A 22,474-nucleotide genomic window follows, 5' to 3' on the forward strand; every position below is an offset into this window, starting at 1 on the left:
CGATCCACTGCGCGCAAATTTGGTACCCGAGAGCGCGCGGAGCGGGCGCTCGACGGTCGCCACTCCCGCCTCTGGATCGGCTAGATAATGCGGCACGGGAGCGATGCTGTTGGCGAACTTCGCTTCGCCAGGATTGATCAGCGGATGAATCTGACCGCTCGGTGCCGTGACGACATCGGGCGTCGGCGCGCCCTCGACCGGATAGAGGAACGCCTGGCGCGCCGGTTTGCTGTTGTCGCCGGCCAGCACCGCGACACGATCCTCGCCCGCCCATGCCAGCGAATAAGGGAAGCGCAACCCCTCCAGCCTGAAGCGCCGCACAAACGCATTGCCTTCGAGGGTGAGGATGCTGGCGTCCGCGCCCGGCTCCCACGCCAGCAAGGCGAGCTTGCCCCCGCGGAAGCCGCCATCGCCACCACTTCATATTCGCTCGCCAGCGGCGCGACGCGTGCACGAATGAGCCGCGGTGGATTGCGATTGGGCTCGACCGGGTCGAATTGCGCCGGATCCGCATCGCGCAAGCCGGCGAACTGGAGCGGATAGCCGCGCGCCCGTCCCAGCCGGCGATGCAGCTTGTCGAACACCCAGGCGCCGCCGCCGGGCATCGGCGCGATCAGGTCCGCGCGGAAATCGTCGCGAAAGATTCGCGCCGGGCGCCAGCGGTCGCGCAGGTCGCGCCAGGTGAGCGCGCCGTCGCGGGCGATGTAGAGAATATCGTCGTCGCCTAGCGCCAGGTCGCTCGCGCCGATCATGCTCGGCGGCTCGTCATAAGGCGGGTCGAGATCGGGCGGGAACAGCTGCATCGCTCCCGGCGCGAAGCCCGAGCTCTGCACGGTCCTTGTGGCTCCGTCCCACCATGCAAAGCCGCCGAGCTGGTCGGTGACCGGCGAGGGCGCCGAAGCCTGCATGCGCGACCAGGTCTCGACTTCGGTCAGCGCCGGCGCGGGCTGCTTCTCCGAGAGGACGACGTGGCCGAGCGCATCCTTGAAATGGAGCCGGTCCGCGATGAAGGGCGGTTTTGCGGAAGGCGCCAGACCGAAGTCGGCGCGTCCGGAAAGCTCCCACATCGGCAGGCCGTTGACGTCCATCAGCACAGCTCCGGCACGACGGGGATGGCGAGGCCGCCGGCGCCGTTGCCCGCGCCCTCGGCGCCCGGCGGCAGGCTGGTCGACGATGTGCTGCCGATGCCCACCGAGAGCATGGCCAGCTCGGGCAATTGCCATGCCGAAAGCGTGATCAGCCCGCGACCGGTGCGGTCCTCGGCCACCGGCAGCCAGTTGCGCCCGCGCGTCGAGCGCTGGAACAGCCGCACCGGCGCAACGCTGCGCACGCCTGGAACCCGCGCGATCGCGGTTTCGATCAGCCGGTCGTCGAGCGCGCGGCCCAGCGGCCAGCCCTGGCCGTCAGGGCCGCCGGGCGCGAGCGGCCAAAGATGGCGGCGGATCACTTCGGAAACCATGTCGAGCACCGCGTCGCGCTGGCTCGAGTCGACCAGCTCGACTGCGGCGGTGACGCCCACCGGCACATATTCCGGGGCGATGACGTAGAGCTCGGTGGCAAGCGGCCGGCGCGAGATCGAGCCACGAATAGACGCTTTCGAGCATCGTCCGGTCGGCGCGGGGGCACGGTTTCGCGGTGCCCGCCCGCTGCGGTATCACCATCACCGAAACCACTCCCGGTATCTCCCCGGCGCTGCTGCGGCTTGAACCGCTCGAGCACTTCGACGCGCGCCAACGGCACCCCCGGGGTGCGCAACGCGAGTTCCTTGATGTCGCTCTTGGTCACCGCACGGCCACCGTGCCGAATCATCGCCGGGATCCGCGCCTCGGCTTCCTCGATCCGCTCGGCATCGATCCCGCCGGTCATCGGCAGCGGCTGGTTGAGCTTGAGCTTGGGCGCGCCCGCCGGAGCCGCCAGCCCCTTGAGCGCTCCTGGCGGGACATTGCCTTGCGTGCCGCCGCCAGCGCGCATCATCGCCACCTGGATCGCACGACCGGGTGCAGGCGCCGCACCGCGCACCCCGCTGCCGAAGCGGATCACCCCCGCCTCGCTGTCGAGGCTGTAGACGCGCTCACCGCGTCCCGCCGCCTCGACATCGGGGATCTGGCGCCACGCGCGCATCCCCTCTTCTTCCTCGACTTCGATGATCAGGCTCGCGGGATCGATCGAGCTGGTGCCGAGCGGGTAGCTCTGCCCCGAGCTGCCGGTGCCGCGGCCGATCTGCTGACGGCCGAGCGTCTGCATCTGCTCGACCATGCCCGCATTCGCGCCCGCCCAGGAGAGCTTGAACGAGGTCAGGCGCGCTTCTGGCAGCGGACGGAGGCGTAGCCAGGCGACGATGCGGCCCGCCGTCGCCGGATCGTCGATCCGCGGGGGACGATTGCCGACGCCGGCGTTGATGTCGGCCAGCACGTCGTTGGTCGGCACGGCGAAATCGTCGGCTCCGGGCAGCAGCACCCGCGTGGTGCCCGGGCGGACCAGTCCGCCGGTGCCGTCGGCGAGGATTTCGAGCGGGACATATTGATCGCCACCGCCCTGCCCTGTGCAGATCTCCCAGACACAGGGAATGGGCGCGCGCGCCGAGATCGCCTCGAGCGTGCCGGGCATGGTGATCGCCGGCGCCAGCCCGAGGGTCAGCGCGACACGACGATTGTCGTCGCCCCCACCCAGCGTCTTGGTCACCTTCTGGACCAAGGCGGCGTCGGGAGTCGCGGCGAGCAACGCCATCCACAGGCAGCCATCGATGCTGTCATGGACGAAATCGCGCCCGGCGGGCTCGGCCGCGCCGTCGACGAACACAGGGGTGGTGATATAGGCAGTCGGGGTGCCCGGCGCGGCGTAGAGCTGGCGCAGATCGGCAACGAGATCGGCGAGCCCGGCGCTCTCGCGCGCATCGGGCCGGCGCTTGAGATAGCAGCGCCCCGTCACCGGCTGGAGGCTGAGTTCGGCGAGCAGCTCGAAATTCACCGGTTTGGCTATCGCCGAACGCATCGGCAGTACGACCCCGGTGCTCGCCAGCGGATCGTCGATGATCACTTCGACCAACCCGCCCGCAGGCTCGGCGGCGCGCATCTGCTGGCCGAGCAGGCGCAGGAAAGCGAGCCGCTGGCGCTCGGGAATCAGATTGGCGCGATAGAGGATGGTATCCCCCAGCCAGGCGAACAGATCGACCAAGGTCCGCCCCGGATCGCCTTCGCGCGCGTCGGTCCATTCGGGGGTGTGTGCCGGGATACGGCGAACCAGATCGGCGACGAGATCGTCGAAGCTGCGATCGTCCAGGGCGGGAGGACGGATGGGCATCAGGCACTCCCCACGGGAACGCGCGCCGCGATCTGCCCGGACGAGCCGGTCGCGCGGATGCGATACGCGATGGTGACGATCAGATCGCGCGGATCGTCGGCAGCGGTCACCGAGACTCGATCGAGCAGGATACGCGGCTCCCAGGCGCCGACCGCGGCGGCGATCTGCGCCTGGGCGCGCGCGCGCACTTCGGTGGTGTTTGCCTGATGAATCAGCCCCTCGAGCCCCGCCCCGAATTCCGGCCGCATCAATTGTTCGCCCGGCGCGGTGCGCAGCACGCATTCGATGCGCTGACGGATCGACGCTTCGAGATCGGGCCAACCGAGCCGCCCGTCACCATCGGGCACCGGCATCAGCGGCCAGCCGAGGGCTGGGCGGATGTCGGCCCCGCGCGACGAAGTGAGGATCGGCCCGCTCATATGTCGCTCTCCTCGGGCGGCGCCGGCATCGGGATCGGCAGGCAGATCTTGATGAACATCATCCAGCGCAGGAACAGATCGAACAGCCCGAGGAAGATGTTGAGCACGATGAACGCGCACAAAGTGATGATCGGGATCGAGAAGCTGCAGATGAAGCCGAGCGACGGACCGCCGGTCTTGCCGTCGCCGTCGGCGAGCTTCTTCAAGTCGCCGTTGAGCATATTCGCGATCGCCGGCGGCATCTCGAACGAGACGTTGGGCTTGACCCTTTTGAGCTGCGACATGTCGGGCAGCTTGATCTTGATGCCCGGCCCGTCGCCATCCCACCAGGGCAGCACGCGGAAGCGCTCGCTGGCCGCGCTCCACACCAGTTTCTCCGCACAGCCTTCATGCCCGCGCACGCGGACAAACCCGCGCACCACGAACTGGTCGGTTCCGACCTCGAACTTGCCCGGGGAGCCGGCGAGATCGGCGTGCCGCCGCGACAGGCAATTGAGCGCTGCCTGAGTCAGCCGATTGCCGAGATCGGCATCGATCCGCGGCCATTCGAGCGGCATCTTGAGCGCGTCGTTCGCATTGGGCTCGCGATCGATCAGGATTTTCGCCGCCCTGGTGGCGAAGGTCGCGGCATCGGTGCTGCTGGTGACCCGGCTTCCGCTCTTGGTCAGCGGAAGGGGAATCGTTTTCAGCAGCGCCATCAGCGCGCGTGCCTCGGCGCTGGTACCGAACGCGTCGAGCTCGACACTCAATTGCTGGAGGAAGACGCCCAGCGCGTTGATCTGTCCCTGGTCGGCAGGCCGCGCGGTGCCGTCGGGGCGATTGCCTGCCGGCTCGAGAGCGTTCCATTTACGGCGCAGCGCCTGGCTTACGCGCGGCAAACTCGTCGGCGCGCGCGGCTGAGAAATTCGGAGAGATGCCCGACCAGATCGATGCGCGCCTGCCCCGACATGCCGGCATAATTGATCGGCGTCGGCGGCGCCGAGCTGCGCGTGCTATCGCCGACCGGGATCACTCCGAACAGGATGGTGCGGCCGAGCTTCGCGCAGATATCGGGCGGGACGAGGTGCAACGGCAGCACGTCTTCGTGGAATTGCGGCTTGCCCGGCGCGCGGCGGCCAACGAGCGCGCGGCGCGATTGGCCGCGTGGAACGCCTGATCACCGCGTACCCCGGGATCGGCATCGGGATTGGGGATCAGGGTCCAGCCGGCGATCGAACGTGGCGCCTTCATCCAGCCGTCCCAGCGGCTGCCATGGACGCGGCGGATCACCATGCCCTTGTCGGCGAGCTTCTTCGGGTCGATCCGCGGCGAGCCCGGCTGGCGGCAGAACACTTCGAACAGCACGATCTGCGCCTTGCGGTGCGTCGGCAGACCGAGTTCGAGCACGTGATCGCTCTGGCCGCGGCGCACACCGTGCATCGCCGCCAGCGTGGTCCGCCAATCGTCGGCGGAGAGCTGATCAAACAAGGCTTCGACGAAATTATCGATCGGCGCGGTGGCGATCAGCGTCGCCGCGCCGCCTCCGCCGAGCGGCCGGACCACGGTGTCGTGCGCCTGTTGCGGCGGCAGCTGGCGCGCTAGACGGCGCGCGACCGCGGGGTGTGGGCGCGTCGGCGCAGGGAGGAGCGCAGTCGTCACCATACATTCCCCGCGCCCGGCGTGTAGCTTGCCGACACCACCGAGCTGGCGATCAGCGTGTTGCACTGCACCGTGCCCGAAAAGGTCGCCATGCTGGTGTTGACGCTCACCGAACTGGCAGTGACCGTGACGGTCGACGCCTGGACCTCACATTGCGACGATGTCTGGATCGACACGCCCGACGTGCTCATCTCGAACGTGTTGCCGGCGACTTCGAGCTTGATCGAACCACCGGCCTGATCGGTCAGCGTCGCCTTGGCGCCGGCGGGCGTCTCGATCTCGACCATTTCCTGGCCGGAGGATTCCTCGACGATCGCGATGCGCGTGCCGTTCTTGCCGCAGATCGCCCAGCGATCGACGGCATTGCCCGGCAAAGTCTCCGGGATCTCGGTCGCGCCATTCCACAAGGTGCCGATCACGATCGGATTGGTGGTGTCGCCGGCGAGGAACTGGACGATCACTTCGCAGCCCACGTCGGGAATGAAGAAGGCACCGTAATTGTCCCCGGCGAAGGGCACCGCGACGCGCGCCCAGATCGGCGCCTCGCCTTCGGGATCGGCCGACAGCAACTGGACCTGCACCCGCGATTTGGACTGCGGGTCCTGCACCGAGACGACCTTGGCGATATGCGCCCCCGACAGCCACTGCGCCGGCGCGGGAAAGAGCCCGACGGGGTTCATGCCGGGTCTCCCAGATAGGCGCATTCGGCCTCGAAATCGGTACGGTAGCCGTCGCCGCGATCATAATGGTGGACTGCGCGGGTGACGGCATATTGGTTGGCGAAGCGCGGGTTGAGCCCGGCGAGTTCGACCCAGCTGCCGACGCGCAACTGGCCATTGCCCTGCGCGGTGCCGAAGGCGCGGACGAAGGCGCGGGCGCGGCGCTCGCATTCGGTCTGCGCGATCGCCTGCGCATCGCCGCTGGTCATCGGCCCGAATCGGCCGAGATGGAGGCTGACGCGCGAGAATTTGGCCGAGAGCGTGTCCGCGCCGCTTTTGCCCGCACCGGGGCCGTAGCCCCCGCCGGCTTGGTCTCGTTGACCGCATCGCCGCTCTTCGGATCGAAGCTGGCGATGCGAATTTCGCTGACTTGCTCGGAAATGTCGGCAGTGACCCGGCAGGCGAGCAAGGTCGAACCCGCCTGCAGCGGCACGAGCGTGCGGCGGTCCTTGCCCTTGCGCCCAACCTGCAGCTTGGCGGCGACGATCTGCATGTCGCAATCGAAGCGATCGAGGATGCGACGCAGGAAAGCGAGATCGGTCTCGTCGGTCTGCAGCCAGTCGCGTGCAACGGTGTCGACGCCATCGCGCACCTCAGGGGTGAGACTGTAATCGCCGGCGACTGCCTTGACGACGTCGCCCAGCGCCTGCTGCTCGAACAGCCTGGTCTTGCGCTTGCGGCGCAGCGGGAACAGCCGGTCCTCGGCGAGCACCGTCAACAAGGGCGGCGCATTTTCGCGAATCTCGGCCTCGAGCCCGGTGATCTGGCCATCGAAGATTTCCGCGGCGCCGCGTTCGGCCGGCCCGGCGAACAAGCGGATTCCGGCGCCGAGATCGAGCGGCGAGCCGCTGCCCGAGGCAAAGGTCACCGTGCCGTCGGCCGCTCCGGCCGCGTCGATCACCACCAGCTCGAGACTGGTCATCCCGCCTGGCCCCTCAACCACGCGGAACCGCTCCAGGTTCGGCGCGATCGACGGATAGTCCATCCCGCCGATTTCCAGCGTCGGTACGAAGCTCAGCAGGCTCTGGGGATCGTCGAGCGCCATGTCAGTCCGCCCACAGGCGCTCGATGCGGTGCTGCCGACGCCGCATCGCATGTTCGAGCCGATCCATATCGACATCGCGCGGCCCGGCCGCAGCGCCGCCGCTCGCGGACGCGGGTCCGGGCGCGGCGGCTGCAGCCACTTCGCTCGTCATCTCTTCCACGATCACGCCCATCTCGAACCCTTCAGAAGAATGTCACGCTGCGGCTGGAGTAGCTTTCGGCGACCACCGGCCCGCCGCCGACCAGCCGCCCGGTCACGTCGAAGCTCGAGCTCGACGTCACCATCGGCGGCGGCGGCGGGAGCAGACGCTCGGGCTGGTAACTCGAGCCCCAGCTCGTCGTCTTCGACATGCCGAGCCCGGCAAAGGCGCCCTCGTCCGCGCGCATGCCCGCCGAGGACCCGCCGAAGCTGGTCGTCGAGCTGCCGCTCGAACGCGTGGTGCCGTCGAAGCCGGTGAAGCTGCTATTGGTGTCGGTCCGGGTGACCCCATCGAAGCCGGTCACACTGGTGGTGGTCGAGCTGAACAAGCCCCCACCACCCTCGCTCGTGCCGCCAAGCCCGCCGCTCATCGACACGCCTGCGCCGCCCATGCTCGAACCCATGCCGAACGACGCGCCCGCGCCGAAACCGGCCGAGGCACCGGCCCCTGCCGAGAAGCCCGCCCCCGGAGAAGCCGGCGCCCGCCGACGCGCCTGCCGAAAAGCCAGCCCCCGCCGAGAAGCCCGCGCCGCCGCCCATCCCCGCCGCCATGCCGACTCCGACGCTCCCGCCAATCCCGGCCGAAGCGCTGAGCCCCGCCGAAGCACCCATGCCGAAGCCGATCGACGCACCCGCGCTGACTCCGCCCGACATCGAGAAGCCGGCGGCGGCGGACAGATTGACGCTGGCTCCGGCCATCGCGGTGGCCCCGCCGCCGGCGCGCATATTCTCGACCCCGTTGAACGCCGCCAGCGCACGGCCGGCTTTGGGATCGCCGGCGCGCGTGGCGGCCGCAGTCAGGCTGGCGAATTTGGGCTCGGCGGGAAGCACGATCACGTCGGGCGGGGTAAAGGCCGGATCGGAGGCGCTGAAATAGCTCGCCGTCTTGCTCTTATAGTCGAAGAAGGCCTTGCCATCGCCCTTGATGCTGAGCTGGATCGTCGCGCGTAGCGGCACACCGTCCGACGACCAATAATCGAGTGTCTCAGTCAGCGACTCGATGACGCCGGTGTAGGACGCGGTGCCCCAATGGAACGTGATCTTGGGCAGGCTGAGATTGGCCTCGTCCCCGTTTCCGCCGCTGTTCGCCGGCTTGGGCTTGCCCTTGCCGGTAGTGGCAGGGACCGCCGTGGCGAAGCCGCGCAGTTCCTTCACCTTGTCGCGCACGTCGATGCCATCTTCGGTGGTGTCGAAGATCAGTTCGACGTCGAGCTTGGCGGTGGTGGCGCGGGCATGCTGCTCGGGCGGATCCTCGCCGAACTGGTTGGTCAGCGTGACGCGTAGTGACGCGGGATTGAACTGCACGTTGATGTGCGTGTCGGATCCGGGCCCCGTGAAATAAGCGGCGTTGGCTGCCGGCGTGTCACTCATGCGAGGACTCCCGACATTTCCAGGCCTTCATGCACGAGGTGCAATTCCTCGACCGCGACATCGGTGCCCTTGGCATTGAGGTCGCCGACGCGGAACTTGACCGGCATCGCATTGCGCAGCCGCCAGCCAAAAGCGATCGCCGGCTCGGGCAATTTCTTCGAGTCCATCACTCGCTGAGTCTCGTCACCGGCGCGGACCAGCCCGATCAGGACGTGCCCACGATTGGCCTTGACCGGCCTCCCGTCGATCGGGACGCTGCCGCCGCGCGCCTCGGCATCGGCACCAGTGAACACCGACCACCAGCGCCACAGCAATTGGGTGCGGATAATGCCGCGCTTGAGCACCACCGTCCCGAAGGTCACCGGACCGGCGCGCATCGTCGTGCCGTAGTTATGGCCGCCGACCTTGATGACCTTGTGCTCCATCACTGCCTCGATTCCCGAGACTTCGGAGAAGCTGCCGACGAGCCCGGCATTGGTCGTGCCCCACGGCGCGAAGCTCGATCCCTCGACCGGGTCCACGGCGAGGTGGAACGCGAAATTGCCATAGGGGACTCGGTTTTCCTCGGCGAGATCCTTGCTCCAGCTCAAGGGCATCAGGCCGCCTCCCGCTTCGCTTCGGACGCCGCTTCAATCAATTGCAGGACCACGGTGACCCGCTCGATCGGCTGCGCCGGCAGGAAGCTCAGCGTCGCGATGACGCGGCCATTGTCGATATCGCCCTGGGTCATCGTGCTGGCGTCGCAGCTGACGGTGAAGGCCTCGTCGCGGCTGCGCCCGGCAAAGGCGCCGAGCGCGCGTAATGAATCGCACAGCGCCTCGAGCGCGGCGCGCATCCGCCCCCACAGGATCGGGCCCGACGGCTCGAACACCAGATCGTCGCCGAGCGTGCGCGACGCACGCAGCAGGATACCCATCAGCCGCGAGGTACCGCCGGGTCGCCACGCGCGCTGGGGTGCCATCGAACTGTCGCTGAGCAATTCAATTCGCCCGCGGCGCACCGCGAACAGTGACAGCCGGTCGCCGAGCCAGTCGGCCTTGCCGGGAATGCCGCGGGCGAGGTCGCTCGCGCCGATTTCAGGAACGAGCGCAGTCACGCTGCGCAACAGCTCGCCGGCGGCGCTGCGAAACGCGCCGCGCTGGATCGCGGAGCGCGCGATCACTGCCGCCAGCGCGCCTTCGGGGCTTTCCAGGCCTTCGGGCAGGTCGACCGAATCGGGTGTCGCGATCCACGGATAAGCGAGTTGCAGCCGCGCATTGCCGACCGCGCCGTCGTCGAGCAGCCGCAGCTGGGGGCCGGCGAGATCGGGCCTGTCGAGCGAGGCGAGCGGCCAGCATTCCTCGCCATCGCTGAACCCGCCTTCCGCGACAAAAGGCAAAGGCATTGCCGATACCAAGGTCAAGTCGCGGCGGTGGGCGGGCCCCTTGGCCGGCCGAGCAAGTCGAGCGCGAAGCGGATCGCCCGCGACCAGGTCGCATAGCCTTCCGCGTCGAGCCGCGGGGCGAGCAGAGCGGGCCGCGCGACGCGTGCTTCGGGGCGAGCTCGGGCGCGGCGGGGGCGCAGGGTTTGAAGATCTCGGGCGGCCCCGGCGGCTCCTGTGGTAGCGGCGCCTGATGCGGCGCACCGGCGCATAGATCGATCAGGTCGGGCAGCAGCAGCAGCGCCGCATCCTCGACGGCATAAGCGACTGCCGCGCCGGTCCAGGTTGCGGGGTCGGCGGGGTCGCTGGGGGAGCCTAGCCCGCTCAGTCCGGCGAGGAGCGGCTGGCGCAATGCGGCGTCCGCGGGCTTGGTGGTCTTCCAGGCTAGCAGCAGCCTCTTGGCCTTGGTGAACGCCTCGGGTCCGGCGGCGGCATCGTCGAGCGCGATCGGATCGCCGGTGCGCACGACATAGGCCTTGGCGCCGCCTTCAGCAAAGAAGCGCTTGACGGCGAGGCCGAGCGGGCACGGAACCATCTGGTCCGAACCAGGTCCCATCGGGCGCTGGTCCCAGGCATAAAGCGCATCGAACTCGGACCAGCTCTCGACCGGCACCGGCAGCCCCAGCAGGCTGTCCATCCGCGCCGCCGCCGCCTTGAATACCCCGGTCGGCGTCCAGCCATCGGCCTTCAGCGCCTCGCGCACCCCCGCCGGCAGCGCTGCCGCCCGCCGCGCGACGCAACCGACGAAAACGGCGACATCGGCGCGCGACGACAGCCCCGGCGCCTGCGGCCGGCTCGTGGTGAAGGTGATACCGGGCAACGGCATAAGGATGCTTCCCCTCGCTCGCTGTTATTCGGTGACGAATTCCAGGTCCTCGACCGCGACCACCAGTTCCTCCATCGCGACGTCGCTGCCTCCCTTGGCGGCGAGCGTCGGCCCGGTGAACTTCATCGGCCGCGCGTTGATCAGCTTCCACCGCAGCACGGCGTTGCGCTGCTCGTCCTGCAAGGTGATCATCACGGTGCGCTTGTGCGTGGGATCGACGCGGGTGATGCGGATCCAGTCCCAGAAATTGACCTGGCCCATGATGCCGCGCTTGAGCGTAACGTCGCCAGCCTTGTGCATCCCCGGAATCTTGCGGACCCGGTTCTCCTTGTCGTTGCCCTGGCGGTACTCCATCAGGGTGATCTCGGTGCCGATCCCCGACACGTCGGAGAAGCCGCCGAGCGCGGTATTGGCGGCTTCGTTGCCGTCGAATTCGACGATGAAATTATAAGCGCCGAACGGTGTTTCGCGTGGCATCGGGTTCACTCCTTATCCGCGGGCATCGGCCGTTTTCTGGCCGATGCGGAAGATGACGAATTCGGCGGGCTTGATAGCGGCGACGCCGACCAGACAGATCAGGCGGCCGTTATCCAGGTCGTTCTGCGTCATCGTCGTGCGATCGCAGCGGACGAAGAACGCTTCCTTGGGGCTGGTGCCGAGCAGCGCCCCCGAGACCCATTCATTGTACAGAAAGTCCGAGACCGTGGTGCGCACATTGGCCCACAGAGCCTCGCCGTTCGACTCGAACACGGCCCATTGAGAGCCACGGTCGATCGACGCCTCCAGATACAGGAAGTATCTGCGGATATTGACGTATTTCCACTCGGGGTCGGAGCTGGTGGTGCGTGCGCCCCACACCCGGATGCCACGTCCGGACAATGCCCGGATGCAGTTGATGCCAAGCGGATTGAGCACTTCCTGCTCGCCGAAGCGGACGTCGCGCTGCAGCGCCAGCGCGCCGGTCACCGTCTCGTTGGCGGGCGCTTTCCACACGCCGCGCTGGACGTCGTTGCGGGCATAGATGCCGCACACCGCGCCCGAAGGCGGCACGTCGATCAGCGAAGGCTGGCTGGGATCGGTCGCCGCGAGCGGATTGGCGATCGTGATCCACGGATAATAAAGCGCGGCATATTTGCTGTCGATCAGGCTCTTGAGCGACTTGACGCTCGGATCGGCGGTGACTTCGAGCCCCGGCGGGGTATCGAGCACCGCGATGCGATAGGCGCGGCGCGCCTCGGCGTGGCCGATCAGGCTTTGATTGACCGCGGCAGGAAGCGGCGCCGCGAAGCTCGACGCGCCAGGCGCCGCGACGATCGAGACATCCTCGAGCGCGAGCAGCGAGATCGAGCGCCGTCGCGTAATCGGCAGCGCTCGGACCGCCCGTTCCATCGCTGCCGCCGGTGAGCGGGACCACGCGCACGCCGTCGGTAGCGCCGTTCATCAGCGCCGCACGGGCTTCGGCCGCGCTTGCCCCGGTGCCGACATCGAGCGTGATCGGATTGGTCAGCGCGTCGCTTGCCGAAGCCGGCTTTGCGCCGAGCACGGCATTGAGGAAGCGCGGATGCTTGGGATGCACGCCGAGCCCGCCCGCTTCATAGACCGGGCCGGTCGGATCCTCGACCAGGACGCTATAGCTCAGGATCGAGCAGGCATCGTCGGTCGCCGCGATCACGTCCGTCGTGCCGACCACGAACACGTCGGTGCCGACAAGGACCAAGGTGCCGGCGGGCTGCTTGAGCGCGAGCTTATTGGTCGTCGGCAGTGCGCTTTCGACGATGGTCACGCGGAAATTGGCGTCGCTGCCGGCAATCTTGGCACCGGCGGCGGTGCGCGCCGAAAGCGTCAGCTTCTTGGCGGCGGCGGGCGTGCCCGAATTGAGCACGATCGCCGCGCCGGCCGCCGCCGCCGCGCCGAGGATGCGCGCGACATAGAGCCGCCCGCCGCCATTGTTGAAGAATGCCTGCGCGGCGAGCGCGAGGTAATTGCGCGCCGCATTGCCGGCGATGGTGAGGTCGTCGACTCCGCCATAATAGCGTTCATAGTCGGCGAAACTGGTCAGCAGCGGCGGCGTCGGATCGCTCGGTGCGAGGCTGACCGGGCCGCGCGCGGTCATGCCGACGAACGCGCAGGTGCTGGTCCCCACGCCTTCGATCGATTTGGCGCGGAAGCTCGTCTCTTCGACGAACACCGCTGGTGCAAGATATTCGGGCATTAGCGTGCCTCCTTCCGAGTGCGGTTCGGGCGAGATCATGGCGCCGTCCAGGTCAGCGCGAGGGAAAACTGGCGGCCTGCCGCAATGCGGAGGGCCGTGCCGCTCGGGAAATTCGCCGGCAGCGCCGCGGCAAGCGCATCGGGATCGGGATGGCCAGCGGTCCGCATCGCCGCGTCGCGCGCCGCTGCGGGCATCTCGGCCGGAGTGTGGAACAAGGCGACTGCCGGATCGGCGTCGACGATCACGCGCGCGGCGATATCGCGGTCGACCGTGGCTCCGGCGCCGGCGAAGCTCAGCGGCAGCACCGGGAACAAGAGGACCGCCTCGCCGCGAGCATCGGTGAGCGCACGCGCCGCGAACAGGCCGTTGTCGGTCTGTGCGCGGACCAGGGCGTGCTCGACTGCGCGCCCGTCGTCCGAGCGCTTGACCGAGACGCGCAACAGCACGGCGCTGCCGGTCGGTTGTGCAGCGGCGGCAGGCAGCAATTCGATCGCCACAGGCTGGAACAGCGAACCCGCTTGGTTCAAATGCGCTGGATCGGCATCGCGCGGCAGCTGCAACTTGTATCGTCGCGGCAGATAGGCGCGGTTTACCGGGGTACAATCGAGCTGGATCGGCGCGGCGGCGTGCGCCGGCGCGCTATCGAAGGTGGCGGCATAGGTCTCGAAGCCCTTGGCCGCGGTCAGCGCGTAGCGGCCGCCGCCCTTGGGCACGATCTGCACGCCGTCGCCGTGCACCTGCACCGGTCCGTCGACGGCGTGGCCATAGCCATCGACGAAGGCGAGCAAGGCGAGCCCGCGCCGGTCGAGCAGATCGGGGGCAAGCATCATCGTCACAGCGCCGGCTCCGCGATCGGATCGCCATCGGCGAACGAGAAGCGGCTCGCCGCGACCGGCGGCGCATCGACCGTCGGCCGGTAACCGATCCGGATAACGCGCGCCTTGTAGAGCGCCGACAGATGATGCTTGAGTTTGAGCGCCTCCCACAAACGGAACAGCCGCTCGGGATCCGAATCGTCCGGCACGATCTGCACGCTCTCGCCGCGCGACCAGGTCGCGCCGCCGAGCAATTGGCCCTGATCGAGAATCGGGTAGCGATCGAGTTCGAGCATCGCCCAGCTGAGCAACGCCTGCTCCTCGAGCGTCGTCGTCGACCAGCAGGCGAGTACATAGGAGAGTTCGAGCGAAATCCCTGCGCCTTGCGAGGATCGCCCATCGGGCCGCGCCCGATCACGCTGTCCGAGCGGCCGACATGATAGCAAGTGAGCGACAGTCCCCCGGTCGGCGGCGAGGCGCCAGTCAGTTTCGACAGCGGGACGTGCGCGATTTCCGCCGCCGCCGGCACCGGATCGAGTCGCCCCTCGGCCTGAAGCAACGAGCGCCGTGCGCGCAGCACTGCCACGATCGACTCGCCCACCAGATTGACGGCGCCGAGCTCAGCCATGCGCGCCGCCCTCGATCGTGCCAAATTGCTGCTGATAGCGATCGATCGCGCCGCCGATTTCGCGCTGCATCGTCAACAGATAGTCGGGGCTGCTGACCAGCCGGACCTGGTGGGTCGGCACCTGGCTCCCCGGCTGGATCTGGCTCAGATCGATGCGCACGTCGGACAGGCTGACGGCAAGCTGCAGGTGATTGACGTAGAGGCGGGCAAAGGGCGCTGTTGCCGCGAGCGCGCGGCGTGCCTCCTCATCCTTGCCCTCGCTCATCCCCAGTCTCCTGCGCTCGCTGCGCGGAGACTGTGTCGCAACGGCCGTGCCAATCGGGGAATATGTGCAGGTTCAGCGGGTTAGTGCGGCGGGCCAATGGCGCCGGCGGCAGGATGTGACGGCGCACCGTCACTTGCCGTGACAGATGTTACACCGGCGAAAGCACCGGCACATCGTCCAGACGGGCGCGCTCGAGCCGGCGATACAGCGTCATCCGCGAACAATTGAGCATGCGCGCCGCCTCGGCCTTCTTGCCATTGGCGCGCGCGAGTGCGCGCAGTAGCGTCTCGCGTTCGGTGCCCGGCGGAAAGCTGTCGCCCGGCGGCACCGGGCCGATGCCGATCGTCGGCGGAAGATCGTCGACATCGAGCCGCCCGGGATCCATCGCGACGACGACGGCGTGCTCGAGCGCATTGCGCATCTCGCGGACATTGCCCGGCCAGCCATGACCTTCGAACGCGGCGAGCAGGCTCTTGCTCAAGGCGGGCACCGCAACGCCGATCTCGGGACAGATGCGCTCGAGCAATGCGCGCGCGATCGGGATGATGTCTTCGCGCCGGTCGCGCAGCGGTGGGATCAGCAGCTGGATCACCGCCAGGCGATAATAGAGGTCGGCGCGGAAATTGCCTTTCTCGACTTCGCTGGCGAGATCGCGATTGGTCGCCGCGACGACGCGGACGTCGACCTGCACGGCCTTGGTCGATCCGAGCGGAAAGACTTCGCCCGATTCGAGCGAGCGCAGGATCTTGGCCTGCGCGGCGGCGCTGAGCTCGCCCACTTCGTCGAGGAACAACGTGCCCTTGTCGGCGAGCCGGAACTTGCCCGGATGCGCGTGATTGGCCGAGGAAAACGCGCCTTTTTCATAGCCGAACAATTCGCCCTCGATCAACGTCTCGGGGATCGCCGCGCAATTGACCGCGACAAGCGGCGCCTTGGCGCGATTGCTGCTGCGGTGGAGCATCAGCGCGACGACCTCCTTACCGGTGCCGGTCTCGCCCTGGATCAAAGTGGTGCTGCTCGGGCCCCGCAAGCGGCGGATCATGCCGCGGATATGCTCGATCGCGCGGCTTTGGCCCACAAGGTCGTGCGGCTCAGGCGCGGCGACGCACGCACCCTTTCCCACGGCGAGCGGTTCGCGAAGATCTTCCATGCCGTTCCCCAAGAACTCTGCCAGGTGCGACAACGGAGAATCGCGCGGGACTCGAATGGTCCGCGTCAGGCCCGTTACGGCGACCCTAGGTGCGAAAGTACGACTTGGCTTGGATGGACTCGACAACGAGCGGCCATCGGCAGGGAAAGTACCTCAATGGCAGGCATGATACAACGCGGCGGTCTGGAGGGGTCGTGACTGCAGATGGAATTCTATCATCATTATTAAAATATTCGTCGATTCGCCAATTAGAATATAATAACAAACCGCGCATACTCTGAGTATGATCTGACCAGATAGTTTCGACCATGTCGCTTTTTCTATTGATTAAAATGGCGAGTTCACCTGGACTTACGGCGCATTTCACACAATTTTGTTCGTTGATTTCGACGCCGACGACATGAGCGGCGGCGAGGGGCAGGATTGGCTCATCGGCGGGGACGGCGCAGATACCGTATCGGGCGACGCCGGCCATGACACGCTCAGGGGCGGCGAGGGTGACGATCTGCTCCGCGGCGGTGCGGGCGACGACACGATCATAGGCGGCGCGGGCGTAGATACGGTGACCTATGCCGATGCCCAGTCGGGCGTGGAGATCGACCTGTCGCTTCTCGAGGAGCAGCTGACGCGCAGCGCGGGCGTAGACACGCTGCTCTCGATCGAGAATCTGATCGGATCGAACTTCGCCGATGTGCTCGCGAGCGACGTGGGAGCGAACCGGCTGACCGGCGGCGGCGGCAACGATCGCTTCGTCTTCAACGGCCTGGGCGCGCGCGACACGATTGACGATTTCAACAGGGGCGACCTGATCGACCTCAGCGCCATCGATGCGAACGGTGCGCTCGCGGGGAGGGTGTTTTCGCTTTCATTGGCGCCGCGGCGTTCGGGGGCCTGTGGTTCGCAGGGAGTGATTTCCTGCTCTGAAGACCCTGAGAGACTGTCTTCGTCGTCCAGCGGCTTTGGCTGATGCTGCGCAACAGCAGGGTAGACAGACATGGACTGAAAGCGCGCGACGCGATTGAGTGAATGAGCGGCATCCCCGCGCTCTGGCGGCCCAACATGAAGAGAACGCAAGTCATCGTCCGTCGCAATATTTTTACATGTAGTCGTCCGGATATTGAGCTCGATAGTTCACTTGATCGGATGCAGTTCAGAGCGCAAAACTGCCCTCGTGCCGGCCTCCCTTCTCCCTACCTCCCTCCCGCAACTCGCATCCCTGTCCGCATACGGCTCCTCTTTGGGCGATCCATCGGGATCAGGAGCGATCGTCGCCGCGGTACAATGGCTGGAAAGCACGCTGCTCGGCACGATTGCTACAACCGTGGCCGTGATCGCTGTCGCCGGCATCGGCTTCATGGCGCTCAGCGGCCGGATCGACATCCGTCGCGCGCTCACCGTAATACTCGGTTGCTTTATCCTGTTCGGTGCCTCGAGCATCGTGGCTGGGCTTCAAAGCCTGGCTCACAACGAATCCACCGTTGCAGGGCCACCGACGATTATCGCAGCTGACGGGCCTCCGCTGAATACCCTACCGCAACGGCCAGCTGGTTACGATCCTTATGCCGGAGCGGCCGTGCCGACTCACTAACGCCGCAGCGAATGAACCCGAGCGCGAGAAAAAAGCGTAACCTCATACGGCCCAGGCCGTGCCGGCGGACATAATTTCAGGCGTATGTCGGTTTTGTGAAATCCGTTCGTCTTCCCTGTGAAAGCCGCGGCGATGGACCGTCGGCTGAACAGGGGGTCACATGACGCGATTTGGCAGTGTAATCGGCGCTTGCGCAGCAATCTTCGTCCCTGCAGTCGCCTGGGCACAAACGGCGACGTCGGAGCAGGCCGCCCCGGCAGAGGCGCCGCCCGCGGACGAAGGCGGCGAGATCATCGTCACCGGATCGCGGATCGACCGCAATTTCGATACGCCGACCCCCACGCTCACAGTGACCGCGGAAGACCTGTCAGTTGGCGCGCGTCCGAACGTCGCGGCTGCGCTCAACGACTTGCCGCAGTTCCGCGCGACCACCTCGGCACAGACCACCGGCACCAACACCGGCGCGGGCAACGCGCCGGTCGACCTGCGCGGTCTCGGTATCAACCGCACGCTGGTACTGGTCGACGGGCGCCGCATCGTCAGCGACAACGATCTCAACACCATCCCCAACGTGATGATCCGCAGCGCCCAGGTGGTGACCGGCGGTGCGTCGGCCGCCTGGGGCTCGGGTGCAGTCGCGGGCGTCGTCAACATCGGGATCGACGAGAAGTTCAGCGGCCTGCAGCTCGGCGCGGAGGCAGGCGTCTCGACCTATGGCGACGCGGCGGCGCATCGCTTCGAGGGCAAGGCCGGGTTCGGCTTCGCCGAGGGCCGCGGCCACTTCGTGATCGGCGGCGAGTATTTCAACAGCGACGGCATCGTGCCGAAGACCGCGCGCAAGGATATCGGCCGCTGGGCCTCGTTCGCCGGCGCGATGACGCCGGACGTGGGCTTCTCCACTTCGGCCTATGGAGGCCTGATCACCTCGGGCGTGCTCAAAGGCAAGGCGTTCAATCCCGACGGCTCGCTGCGTGACTTCGATTATGGCCGCGTGGCCGGCGGCTACATGACCGGCGGCGAGGGCCCGTCGAACGACGATCTGAGCCCGCTCATGACGCCCCAGCGCCGCTACAGCGCGCTCGGCCGACTGACCTATGACATCACGCCGTCGATCAAGGTCACCGCCGAGCTGCGCCACTCGCGCATGTACAACAACTATATCTGGTTCGGCGATCACGTGCAGGGCACGGCCACGTCCGGGATCCTGATCCAGTCGAGCAATGCCTTTCTGCCAGCCGCGGTGCGCACTGCGCTGGCCAATGCCGGCCAGACCAGCTTCTATATGGGCCGCTTCAACAGCGACCTTTCCTATCCGACCATCGATTTCGAACGGAAGGTGACGCAGGGCACGCTGGCGCTGGACGGCAATATCGGGTCGAGATCTGCGCTGGAGCGCCTATTACAGCCATGGCGAGTATCAGAATAACATCGACACGCCCGGCTTCCTGCTGACGCAGCAATTTGCCAATGCAGTCGATTCGGTGATTGGGCCGGGTGGAACACCGATCTGCCGGATCGCGCTGACCAATCCGGGCACCAACTGCGTGCCGGTCAACCTGTTCGGCCAGGGCGCGCCGTCGCAGCAAGCGATCGACTATGTGACCGGCACGCCGAGCCAGCGCGCGACCACCAAGCTCGATGTCGGCGGCGTCAGCCTGCGCGGCGAGCCGTTCGCACTTCCCGCCGGCGCGGTGTCGTTCGCAGTCGGCATCGAGGCGCGCAAGGAGAGCATCGGCCAGACCGTCAGTGCGCTGGACACCGCCAAGGCATTCCGCACCTTCAGCTTCTCGGCCATGTCAGGCAGCTTCGACGTGAAGGAAGCATTCGGCGAGGTGCTGGTGCCGCTGATCCACAACACGCCGCTGCTGCGCAAGCTGGAGTTCAATGGTGCGGCGCGCGTCAGCGACTACAGCACGACCGGCTCGATCTGGTCGTGGAAGCTCGGCGTCACGAACGAGTTCTTCCCCGGCTTCCGCGGCCGGGCGACGCGCTCGCGCGACATCCGCTCGGCCAATCTCAGCGAACTCTACACCCAGACCACGACCGGCTATAACACCATCTACGATCCGGTGACGAAGCAGAACGTCTATGTGCTGAGCAACGGCGGCGGCAATCCGGACCTGGAGCCGGAAAAGGCCGACACCTGGACTTTCGGCTTTACCTATTCACCGCCCGCGGTTTCGGGCCTCAACATGTCGGTCGACTATTTCGACATCGACGTGGACGACGTCATCACCACCGTCGCCGCGCAGGACCTGGTTACGCGCTGCTACAACGGCAACACCGCACTCTGCGCGCGGGTCGAGCGCGATGCGAGCGGGACGATCGTCCGCACCGTCTCCACTTTCGTGAACCTGGCCAACTACAAGACGAACGGCATCGATGCCGAGATCTCTTATGCCCTGCCGCTGAACCGCCTGTTCGGCTCATCGGACGGCAGGATGAAGTTCCGCGTGCTCGGCACCTGGGTCAACAGCCTCACCACCGACGACGGCGTGGTGAAGCTCGAATATGTCCGCTCGCAGGGCTATTCGTTCGGCCTCGGCGTGCCGGCGTGGCGCGTGAACGGCTCGATCGGCTATGAGGACCAGACGTTCTCGGGCCTGGCCCGCGCCCGCTACGTCTCACCCGGCGAGTATAACAGCCAGGTGCCGCTCACCAACAACCATATCGGCGCCTACACCTATTTCGATCTGCAGGCGCAGATGAAGGTGCCGGTATCGGATACGCGGCAGATGGAGCTGTACGCCAACGTCTCCAACCTGTTCGACAAGGCGCCGCCGCCGGGGTCGCTCTACTCGCCTTATTATGACGTGCTGGGGCGCTATTTCACGTTCGGTGCCCGCGTCCGCTTCTGATCGCCGTAACCGGCGAGCCCGCCCGGCGCATCCTGTCGGGCGGGCTCACCCATTGGAGAGTGCCTGATGTCCCTTCGTCCTGCCCTTGCCGCGGCGCTCGCGCTGCTCCCCGCCACTGCGATCGCGCAGGTCGCGAAGCCCGCCGCGATCGTGGCCGACGGCATTCCCGCCATTCCCGACGCGCTGGCCGCCGACACCCAGCCCTATCTCCAGGCGCGCAAGGCGGTCTTCCTCGGCTGGAGCCCGGCCGATCGCTCGATGCTGATCAAGACGCGCTTCGCCAACACCGACCAGGTGCACAAGGTGCGCGCGCCGAACGCCGACCGCGTGCAGTTGAGCTTCGAGGACGAACCGATCCTGACCGCCGCCGCCTCGCCCGGCGCAGGCGATGTGACGGTGGCGCAGAAGGATGTCGGCGGCGGCGAATTCTACCAGCTCTACCGGCTGGCCGAGGGGCGGCTGCATCTGCTCACCGACGGCAAGAGCCGCAACTGGTTCGGCGCGTGGAGTCCCGACGGCAAGCTGCTCGGCTATTCGTCCACCCGGCGCAACGGCGCCGATGCCGACCTTTATGTGATCGACCCGCGCGACCCCAAGTCCGATCGGCTGGTCGCGACGGTGAAGGGCGGCGGCTGGAACATCGCCGACTTCTCCGCGGACGGCGCGAAGGCAATCGTCGTCAACCGCATGTCGATCAACCGCGCCGACGTCTATGAGCTCGACCTCGAGACCGGCAAGATGCGCGCGATCAACGACCTCAAGCGCGAAGTCTCCTATATCGGCCCGCGCTATGCGGCGGACGGCGGCATCTGGGTGCTGTCGGACGTGGATTCCGATTTCGTGCGGCTGGGACGGCTCGATCCGGGGACCGGCAAGTTCACGCCCGTCTCGAAGGAGCCCAAATGGGATGTGACCGACTATGCGGTCGCGCCCGACGGCAGCTTCCTCGCCTATGCCACCAACGAGGCGGGTGTCAGCCGGCTCCACGTGCTCGACGCCGCGACCGGCTCAACCCGCGACGTGACCGGCCTGCCGGCCGGCGTGATCCCCTATTCGATCGCTCCGGCGATCCAGATCGCGCCCTGGGGAACGATCGGCCTCAGCATGTCCTCGGCGCGTGTGGCGGGGGATGCCTTCGCCGTCGATCCGAAGACGCTCGCGGTGACGCGCTGGACGGAGAGCGAGACGGGCGGCCTCGATCCCGCGAAGAACGTCGAGCCGCAGCTCGTCGAGGTGAAGAGCTTCGACGGCGAGACCGTGACGGGCTTCCTCTACCGGCCGGATCCCGCGCGCTTTCCCGGCAAACGCCCGCTGATCGTCAACATCCACGGCGGTCCGGAGGGCAAACCCGCCCCGACTTCCTCGGACCGGACAATTATTACCTCAACGCGCTCGGTATCGCGCTGTTCTTCCCCAACGTCCGCGGCTCGAGTGGCTTCGGCAAGCGCTTCGTCAACCTCGACAACGGGCCGTTCAAGCGCGAGGATTCGGTGAAGGACATCGGCGCCTTCCTCGATGCGCTGGTCAAGGACCCGACGCTCGATCCCGCCCGTTTCGCGGTCACCGGCGTCTCTTATGGCGGCTATATGTGCTACGCCACCGCCACGCATTATTCGCCGCGGCTCAAGGGTGCGAACTGCTATGTGGCGATCTCGAACTTCGTCACCTTCCTCGAGAATACCCAGTCCTATCGCCGCGACCTGCGCCGCGTCGAATATGGCGATGAGCGCGATCCGAAGCAGCGCGCCAAGCTGATCGAGATCTCTCCGCTCACCAGCGTCGACAAGATCAACCTGCCGTTGCTGATCGCGACCGGCGGCAACGATCCGCGCGTGCCGGCAAGCGAGGCCGATCAGATCATCAAGGCGGTGCGCGGCAAGGGCGGCACCGTCTGGCACCTGCTCGCGCAGAACGATGGTCACGTCTTCCGCAAGAAGGAGAATGAGGACTATTATTTCTGGGCGAGCGTGCTGTTCTGGAAGCAGATGCTGCTCGGTGGCGGCCGGTGATGGTCTTCCTGTC

At 67.0% G+C, this 22,474-nt stretch carries 28 protein-coding genes; 7 read left to right on the top strand and 21 right to left on the bottom strand.

What is annotated here, in order from left to right:
* Positions 1-137: 137 nt before the first annotated feature.
* From PIB19_RS12720 to PIB19_RS12800, 17 genes are all read right to left on the bottom strand, one after another.
* Positions 138-1,088, bottom strand: coding sequence for a hypothetical protein (locus tag PIB19_RS12720; RefSeq protein ID WP_271237665.1), 951 nt, complete (start codon positions 1,086-1,088; stop codon positions 138-140).
* Positions 1,088-1,519 (bottom strand): hypothetical protein, encoded by a 432-nt coding sequence (locus PIB19_RS12725; RefSeq protein ID WP_271237666.1) that lies wholly within the window; start codon positions 1,517-1,519, stop codon positions 1,088-1,090. Before PIB19_RS12725 ends, PIB19_RS12720 begins: the two co-directional genes overlap by 1 nt.
* On the bottom strand, positions 1,444-3,300 hold the full coding sequence (locus PIB19_RS12730) for a putative baseplate assembly protein (RefSeq protein ID WP_271237667.1): 1,857 nt from the start codon (positions 3,298-3,300) through the stop codon (positions 1,444-1,446). The genes PIB19_RS12725 and PIB19_RS12730 overlap by 76 nt, the downstream gene beginning before the upstream one ends.
* Entirely contained in the window at positions 3,300-3,719 is a 420-nt protein-coding gene (locus tag PIB19_RS12735; protein WP_271237668.1) for a GPW/gp25 family protein, read from the bottom strand. Before PIB19_RS12735 ends, PIB19_RS12730 begins: the two co-directional genes overlap by 1 nt.
* Positions 3,716-4,597 (bottom strand): hypothetical protein, encoded by an 882-nt coding sequence (locus PIB19_RS12740; RefSeq protein WP_271237669.1) that lies wholly within the window; start codon positions 4,595-4,597, stop codon positions 3,716-3,718. Before PIB19_RS12740 ends, PIB19_RS12735 begins: the two co-directional genes overlap by 4 nt.
* Positions 4,585-4,731: a hypothetical protein gene (locus PIB19_RS12745; RefSeq protein WP_271237670.1), complete on the bottom strand. Its 147-nt coding sequence runs from the start codon at positions 4,729-4,731 to the stop codon at positions 4,585-4,587. The genes PIB19_RS12740 and PIB19_RS12745 overlap by 13 nt, the downstream gene beginning before the upstream one ends.
* On the bottom strand, positions 4,728-5,357 hold the full coding sequence (locus tag PIB19_RS12750) for a hypothetical protein (RefSeq protein ID WP_271237671.1): 630 nt from the start codon (positions 5,355-5,357) through the stop codon (positions 4,728-4,730). Before PIB19_RS12750 ends, PIB19_RS12745 begins: the two co-directional genes overlap by 4 nt.
* On the bottom strand, positions 5,354-6,037 hold the full coding sequence (locus tag PIB19_RS12755) for a phage baseplate assembly protein V (protein WP_271237672.1): 684 nt from the start codon (positions 6,035-6,037) through the stop codon (positions 5,354-5,356). Before PIB19_RS12755 ends, PIB19_RS12750 begins: the two co-directional genes overlap by 4 nt.
* Entirely contained in the window at positions 6,034-6,285 is a 252-nt protein-coding gene (locus PIB19_RS12760; protein ID WP_271237673.1) for a hypothetical protein, read from the bottom strand. The genes PIB19_RS12755 and PIB19_RS12760 overlap by 4 nt, the downstream gene beginning before the upstream one ends.
* Positions 6,282-7,121: a phage late control D family protein gene (locus PIB19_RS12765; RefSeq protein ID WP_271237674.1), complete on the bottom strand. Its 840-nt coding sequence runs from the start codon at positions 7,119-7,121 to the stop codon at positions 6,282-6,284. The genes PIB19_RS12760 and PIB19_RS12765 overlap by 4 nt, the downstream gene beginning before the upstream one ends.
* A 1-nt stretch (position 7,122) precedes the next feature.
* The gene (locus tag PIB19_RS12770; protein WP_271237675.1) at positions 7,123-7,293 is read right to left on the bottom strand and encodes a hypothetical protein; all 171 of its coding nucleotides are present in this window, start codon (positions 7,291-7,293) and stop codon (positions 7,123-7,125) included.
* A 10-nt stretch (positions 7,294-7,303) separates the two neighbouring features.
* Positions 7,304-7,648 carry a hypothetical protein gene (locus PIB19_RS12775; RefSeq protein WP_271237676.1) on the bottom strand — a complete coding sequence of 115 codons (345 nt, stop codon included), beginning with the start codon at positions 7,646-7,648 and terminating at the stop codon, positions 7,304-7,306.
* Positions 7,584-8,690, bottom strand: a complete 1,107-nt coding sequence (locus tag PIB19_RS12780) for a CIS tube protein (RefSeq protein ID WP_271237677.1) — start codon at positions 8,688-8,690, stop codon at positions 7,584-7,586. The genes PIB19_RS12775 and PIB19_RS12780 overlap by 65 nt, the downstream gene beginning before the upstream one ends.
* Complete coding sequence (locus tag PIB19_RS12785) at positions 8,687-9,286, bottom strand: phage tail protein (RefSeq protein ID WP_271237678.1); 600 nt, start codon at positions 9,284-9,286, stop codon at positions 8,687-8,689. The genes PIB19_RS12780 and PIB19_RS12785 overlap by 4 nt, the downstream gene beginning before the upstream one ends.
* The gene (locus PIB19_RS12790; RefSeq protein WP_271237679.1) at positions 9,286-10,092 is read right to left on the bottom strand and encodes a hypothetical protein; all 807 of its coding nucleotides are present in this window, start codon (positions 10,090-10,092) and stop codon (positions 9,286-9,288) included. Before PIB19_RS12790 ends, PIB19_RS12785 begins: the two co-directional genes overlap by 1 nt.
* 868 nt (positions 10,093-10,960) lie before the next feature.
* Entirely contained in the window at positions 10,961-11,413 is a 453-nt protein-coding gene (locus PIB19_RS12795; RefSeq protein WP_135964188.1) for a phage tail protein, read from the bottom strand.
* 12 nt (positions 11,414-11,425) lie between these two features.
* Entirely contained in the window at positions 11,426-12,325 is a 900-nt protein-coding gene (locus PIB19_RS12800) for a phage tail sheath family protein (protein WP_271237680.1), read from the bottom strand.
* A gap of 172 nt (positions 12,326-12,497) precedes the next feature.
* On the opposite strand from PIB19_RS12800, the gene PIB19_RS12805 reads away from it, so the two are divergent.
* The gene (locus PIB19_RS12805; RefSeq protein ID WP_271237681.1) at positions 12,498-13,151 is read left to right on the top strand and encodes a hypothetical protein; all 654 of its coding nucleotides are present in this window, start codon (positions 12,498-12,500) and stop codon (positions 13,149-13,151) included.
* 32 nt (positions 13,152-13,183) lie between these two features.
* On the opposite strand, the gene PIB19_RS12810 is transcribed toward PIB19_RS12805, so the two are convergent.
* The 4 genes from PIB19_RS12810 to PIB19_RS12825 all read right to left on the bottom strand — a co-directional run bounded on the left by PIB19_RS12810 (position 13,184) and on the right by PIB19_RS12825 (position 16,006).
* Positions 13,184-13,984: a hypothetical protein gene (locus PIB19_RS12810; protein ID WP_271237682.1), complete on the bottom strand. Its 801-nt coding sequence runs from the start codon at positions 13,982-13,984 to the stop codon at positions 13,184-13,186.
* Positions 13,981-14,409, bottom strand: a complete 429-nt coding sequence (locus PIB19_RS12815; RefSeq protein WP_271237683.1) for a Pvc16 family protein — start codon at positions 14,407-14,409, stop codon at positions 13,981-13,983. Before PIB19_RS12815 ends, PIB19_RS12810 begins: the two co-directional genes overlap by 4 nt.
* Before the next feature lie 174 nt (positions 14,410-14,583).
* Entirely contained in the window at positions 14,584-14,856 is a 273-nt protein-coding gene (locus tag PIB19_RS12820) for a DUF3467 domain-containing protein (RefSeq protein ID WP_271237684.1), read from the bottom strand.
* 148 nt (positions 14,857-15,004) lie between these two features.
* Positions 15,005-16,006: a sigma-54 interaction domain-containing protein gene (locus PIB19_RS12825; protein WP_271237685.1), complete on the bottom strand. Its 1,002-nt coding sequence runs from the start codon at positions 16,004-16,006 to the stop codon at positions 15,005-15,007.
* Positions 16,007-16,406: 400 nt separating this feature from the next.
* Between PIB19_RS12825 and PIB19_RS12830 the strand changes: the two genes are divergently transcribed.
* The 6 genes from PIB19_RS12830 (at position 16,407) to PIB19_RS12855 (ending at position 22,461) form a co-directional block, all read left to right on the top strand.
* Complete coding sequence (locus PIB19_RS12830) at positions 16,407-16,973, top strand: calcium-binding protein (RefSeq protein ID WP_271237686.1); 567 nt, start codon at positions 16,407-16,409, stop codon at positions 16,971-16,973.
* A gap of 270 nt (positions 16,974-17,243) precedes the next feature.
* Positions 17,244-17,594 (top strand): TrbC/VirB2 family protein, encoded by a 351-nt coding sequence (locus PIB19_RS23085; protein WP_336297142.1) that lies wholly within the window; start codon positions 17,244-17,246, stop codon positions 17,592-17,594.
* A gap of 160 nt (positions 17,595-17,754) precedes the next feature.
* Positions 17,755-19,020 carry a TonB-dependent receptor plug domain-containing protein gene (locus PIB19_RS12840; protein ID WP_271237687.1) on the top strand — a complete coding sequence of 422 codons (1,266 nt, stop codon included), beginning with the start codon at positions 17,755-17,757 and terminating at the stop codon, positions 19,018-19,020.
* Between the two features lies 1 nt (position 19,021).
* On the top strand, positions 19,022-20,452 hold the full coding sequence (locus tag PIB19_RS12845) for a TonB-dependent receptor domain-containing protein (RefSeq protein WP_336297331.1): 1,431 nt from the start codon (positions 19,022-19,024) through the stop codon (positions 20,450-20,452).
* A 66-nt stretch (positions 20,453-20,518) separates the two neighbouring features.
* Entirely contained in the window at positions 20,519-21,946 is a 1,428-nt protein-coding gene (locus PIB19_RS12850; protein WP_271237689.1) for a S9 family peptidase, read from the top strand.
* Positions 21,856-22,461: an alpha/beta hydrolase family protein gene (locus tag PIB19_RS12855; RefSeq protein WP_271240979.1), complete on the top strand. Its 606-nt coding sequence runs from the start codon at positions 21,856-21,858 to the stop codon at positions 22,459-22,461. Before PIB19_RS12850 ends, PIB19_RS12855 begins: the two co-directional genes overlap by 91 nt.
* Positions 22,462-22,474 lie beyond the last annotated feature (13 nt).

Origin of the sequence: Sphingomonas sp. 7/4-4, assembly GCF_027941955.1 — a bacterium.
Lineage (GTDB): Bacteria > Pseudomonadota > Alphaproteobacteria > Sphingomonadales > Sphingomonadaceae > Sphingomonas.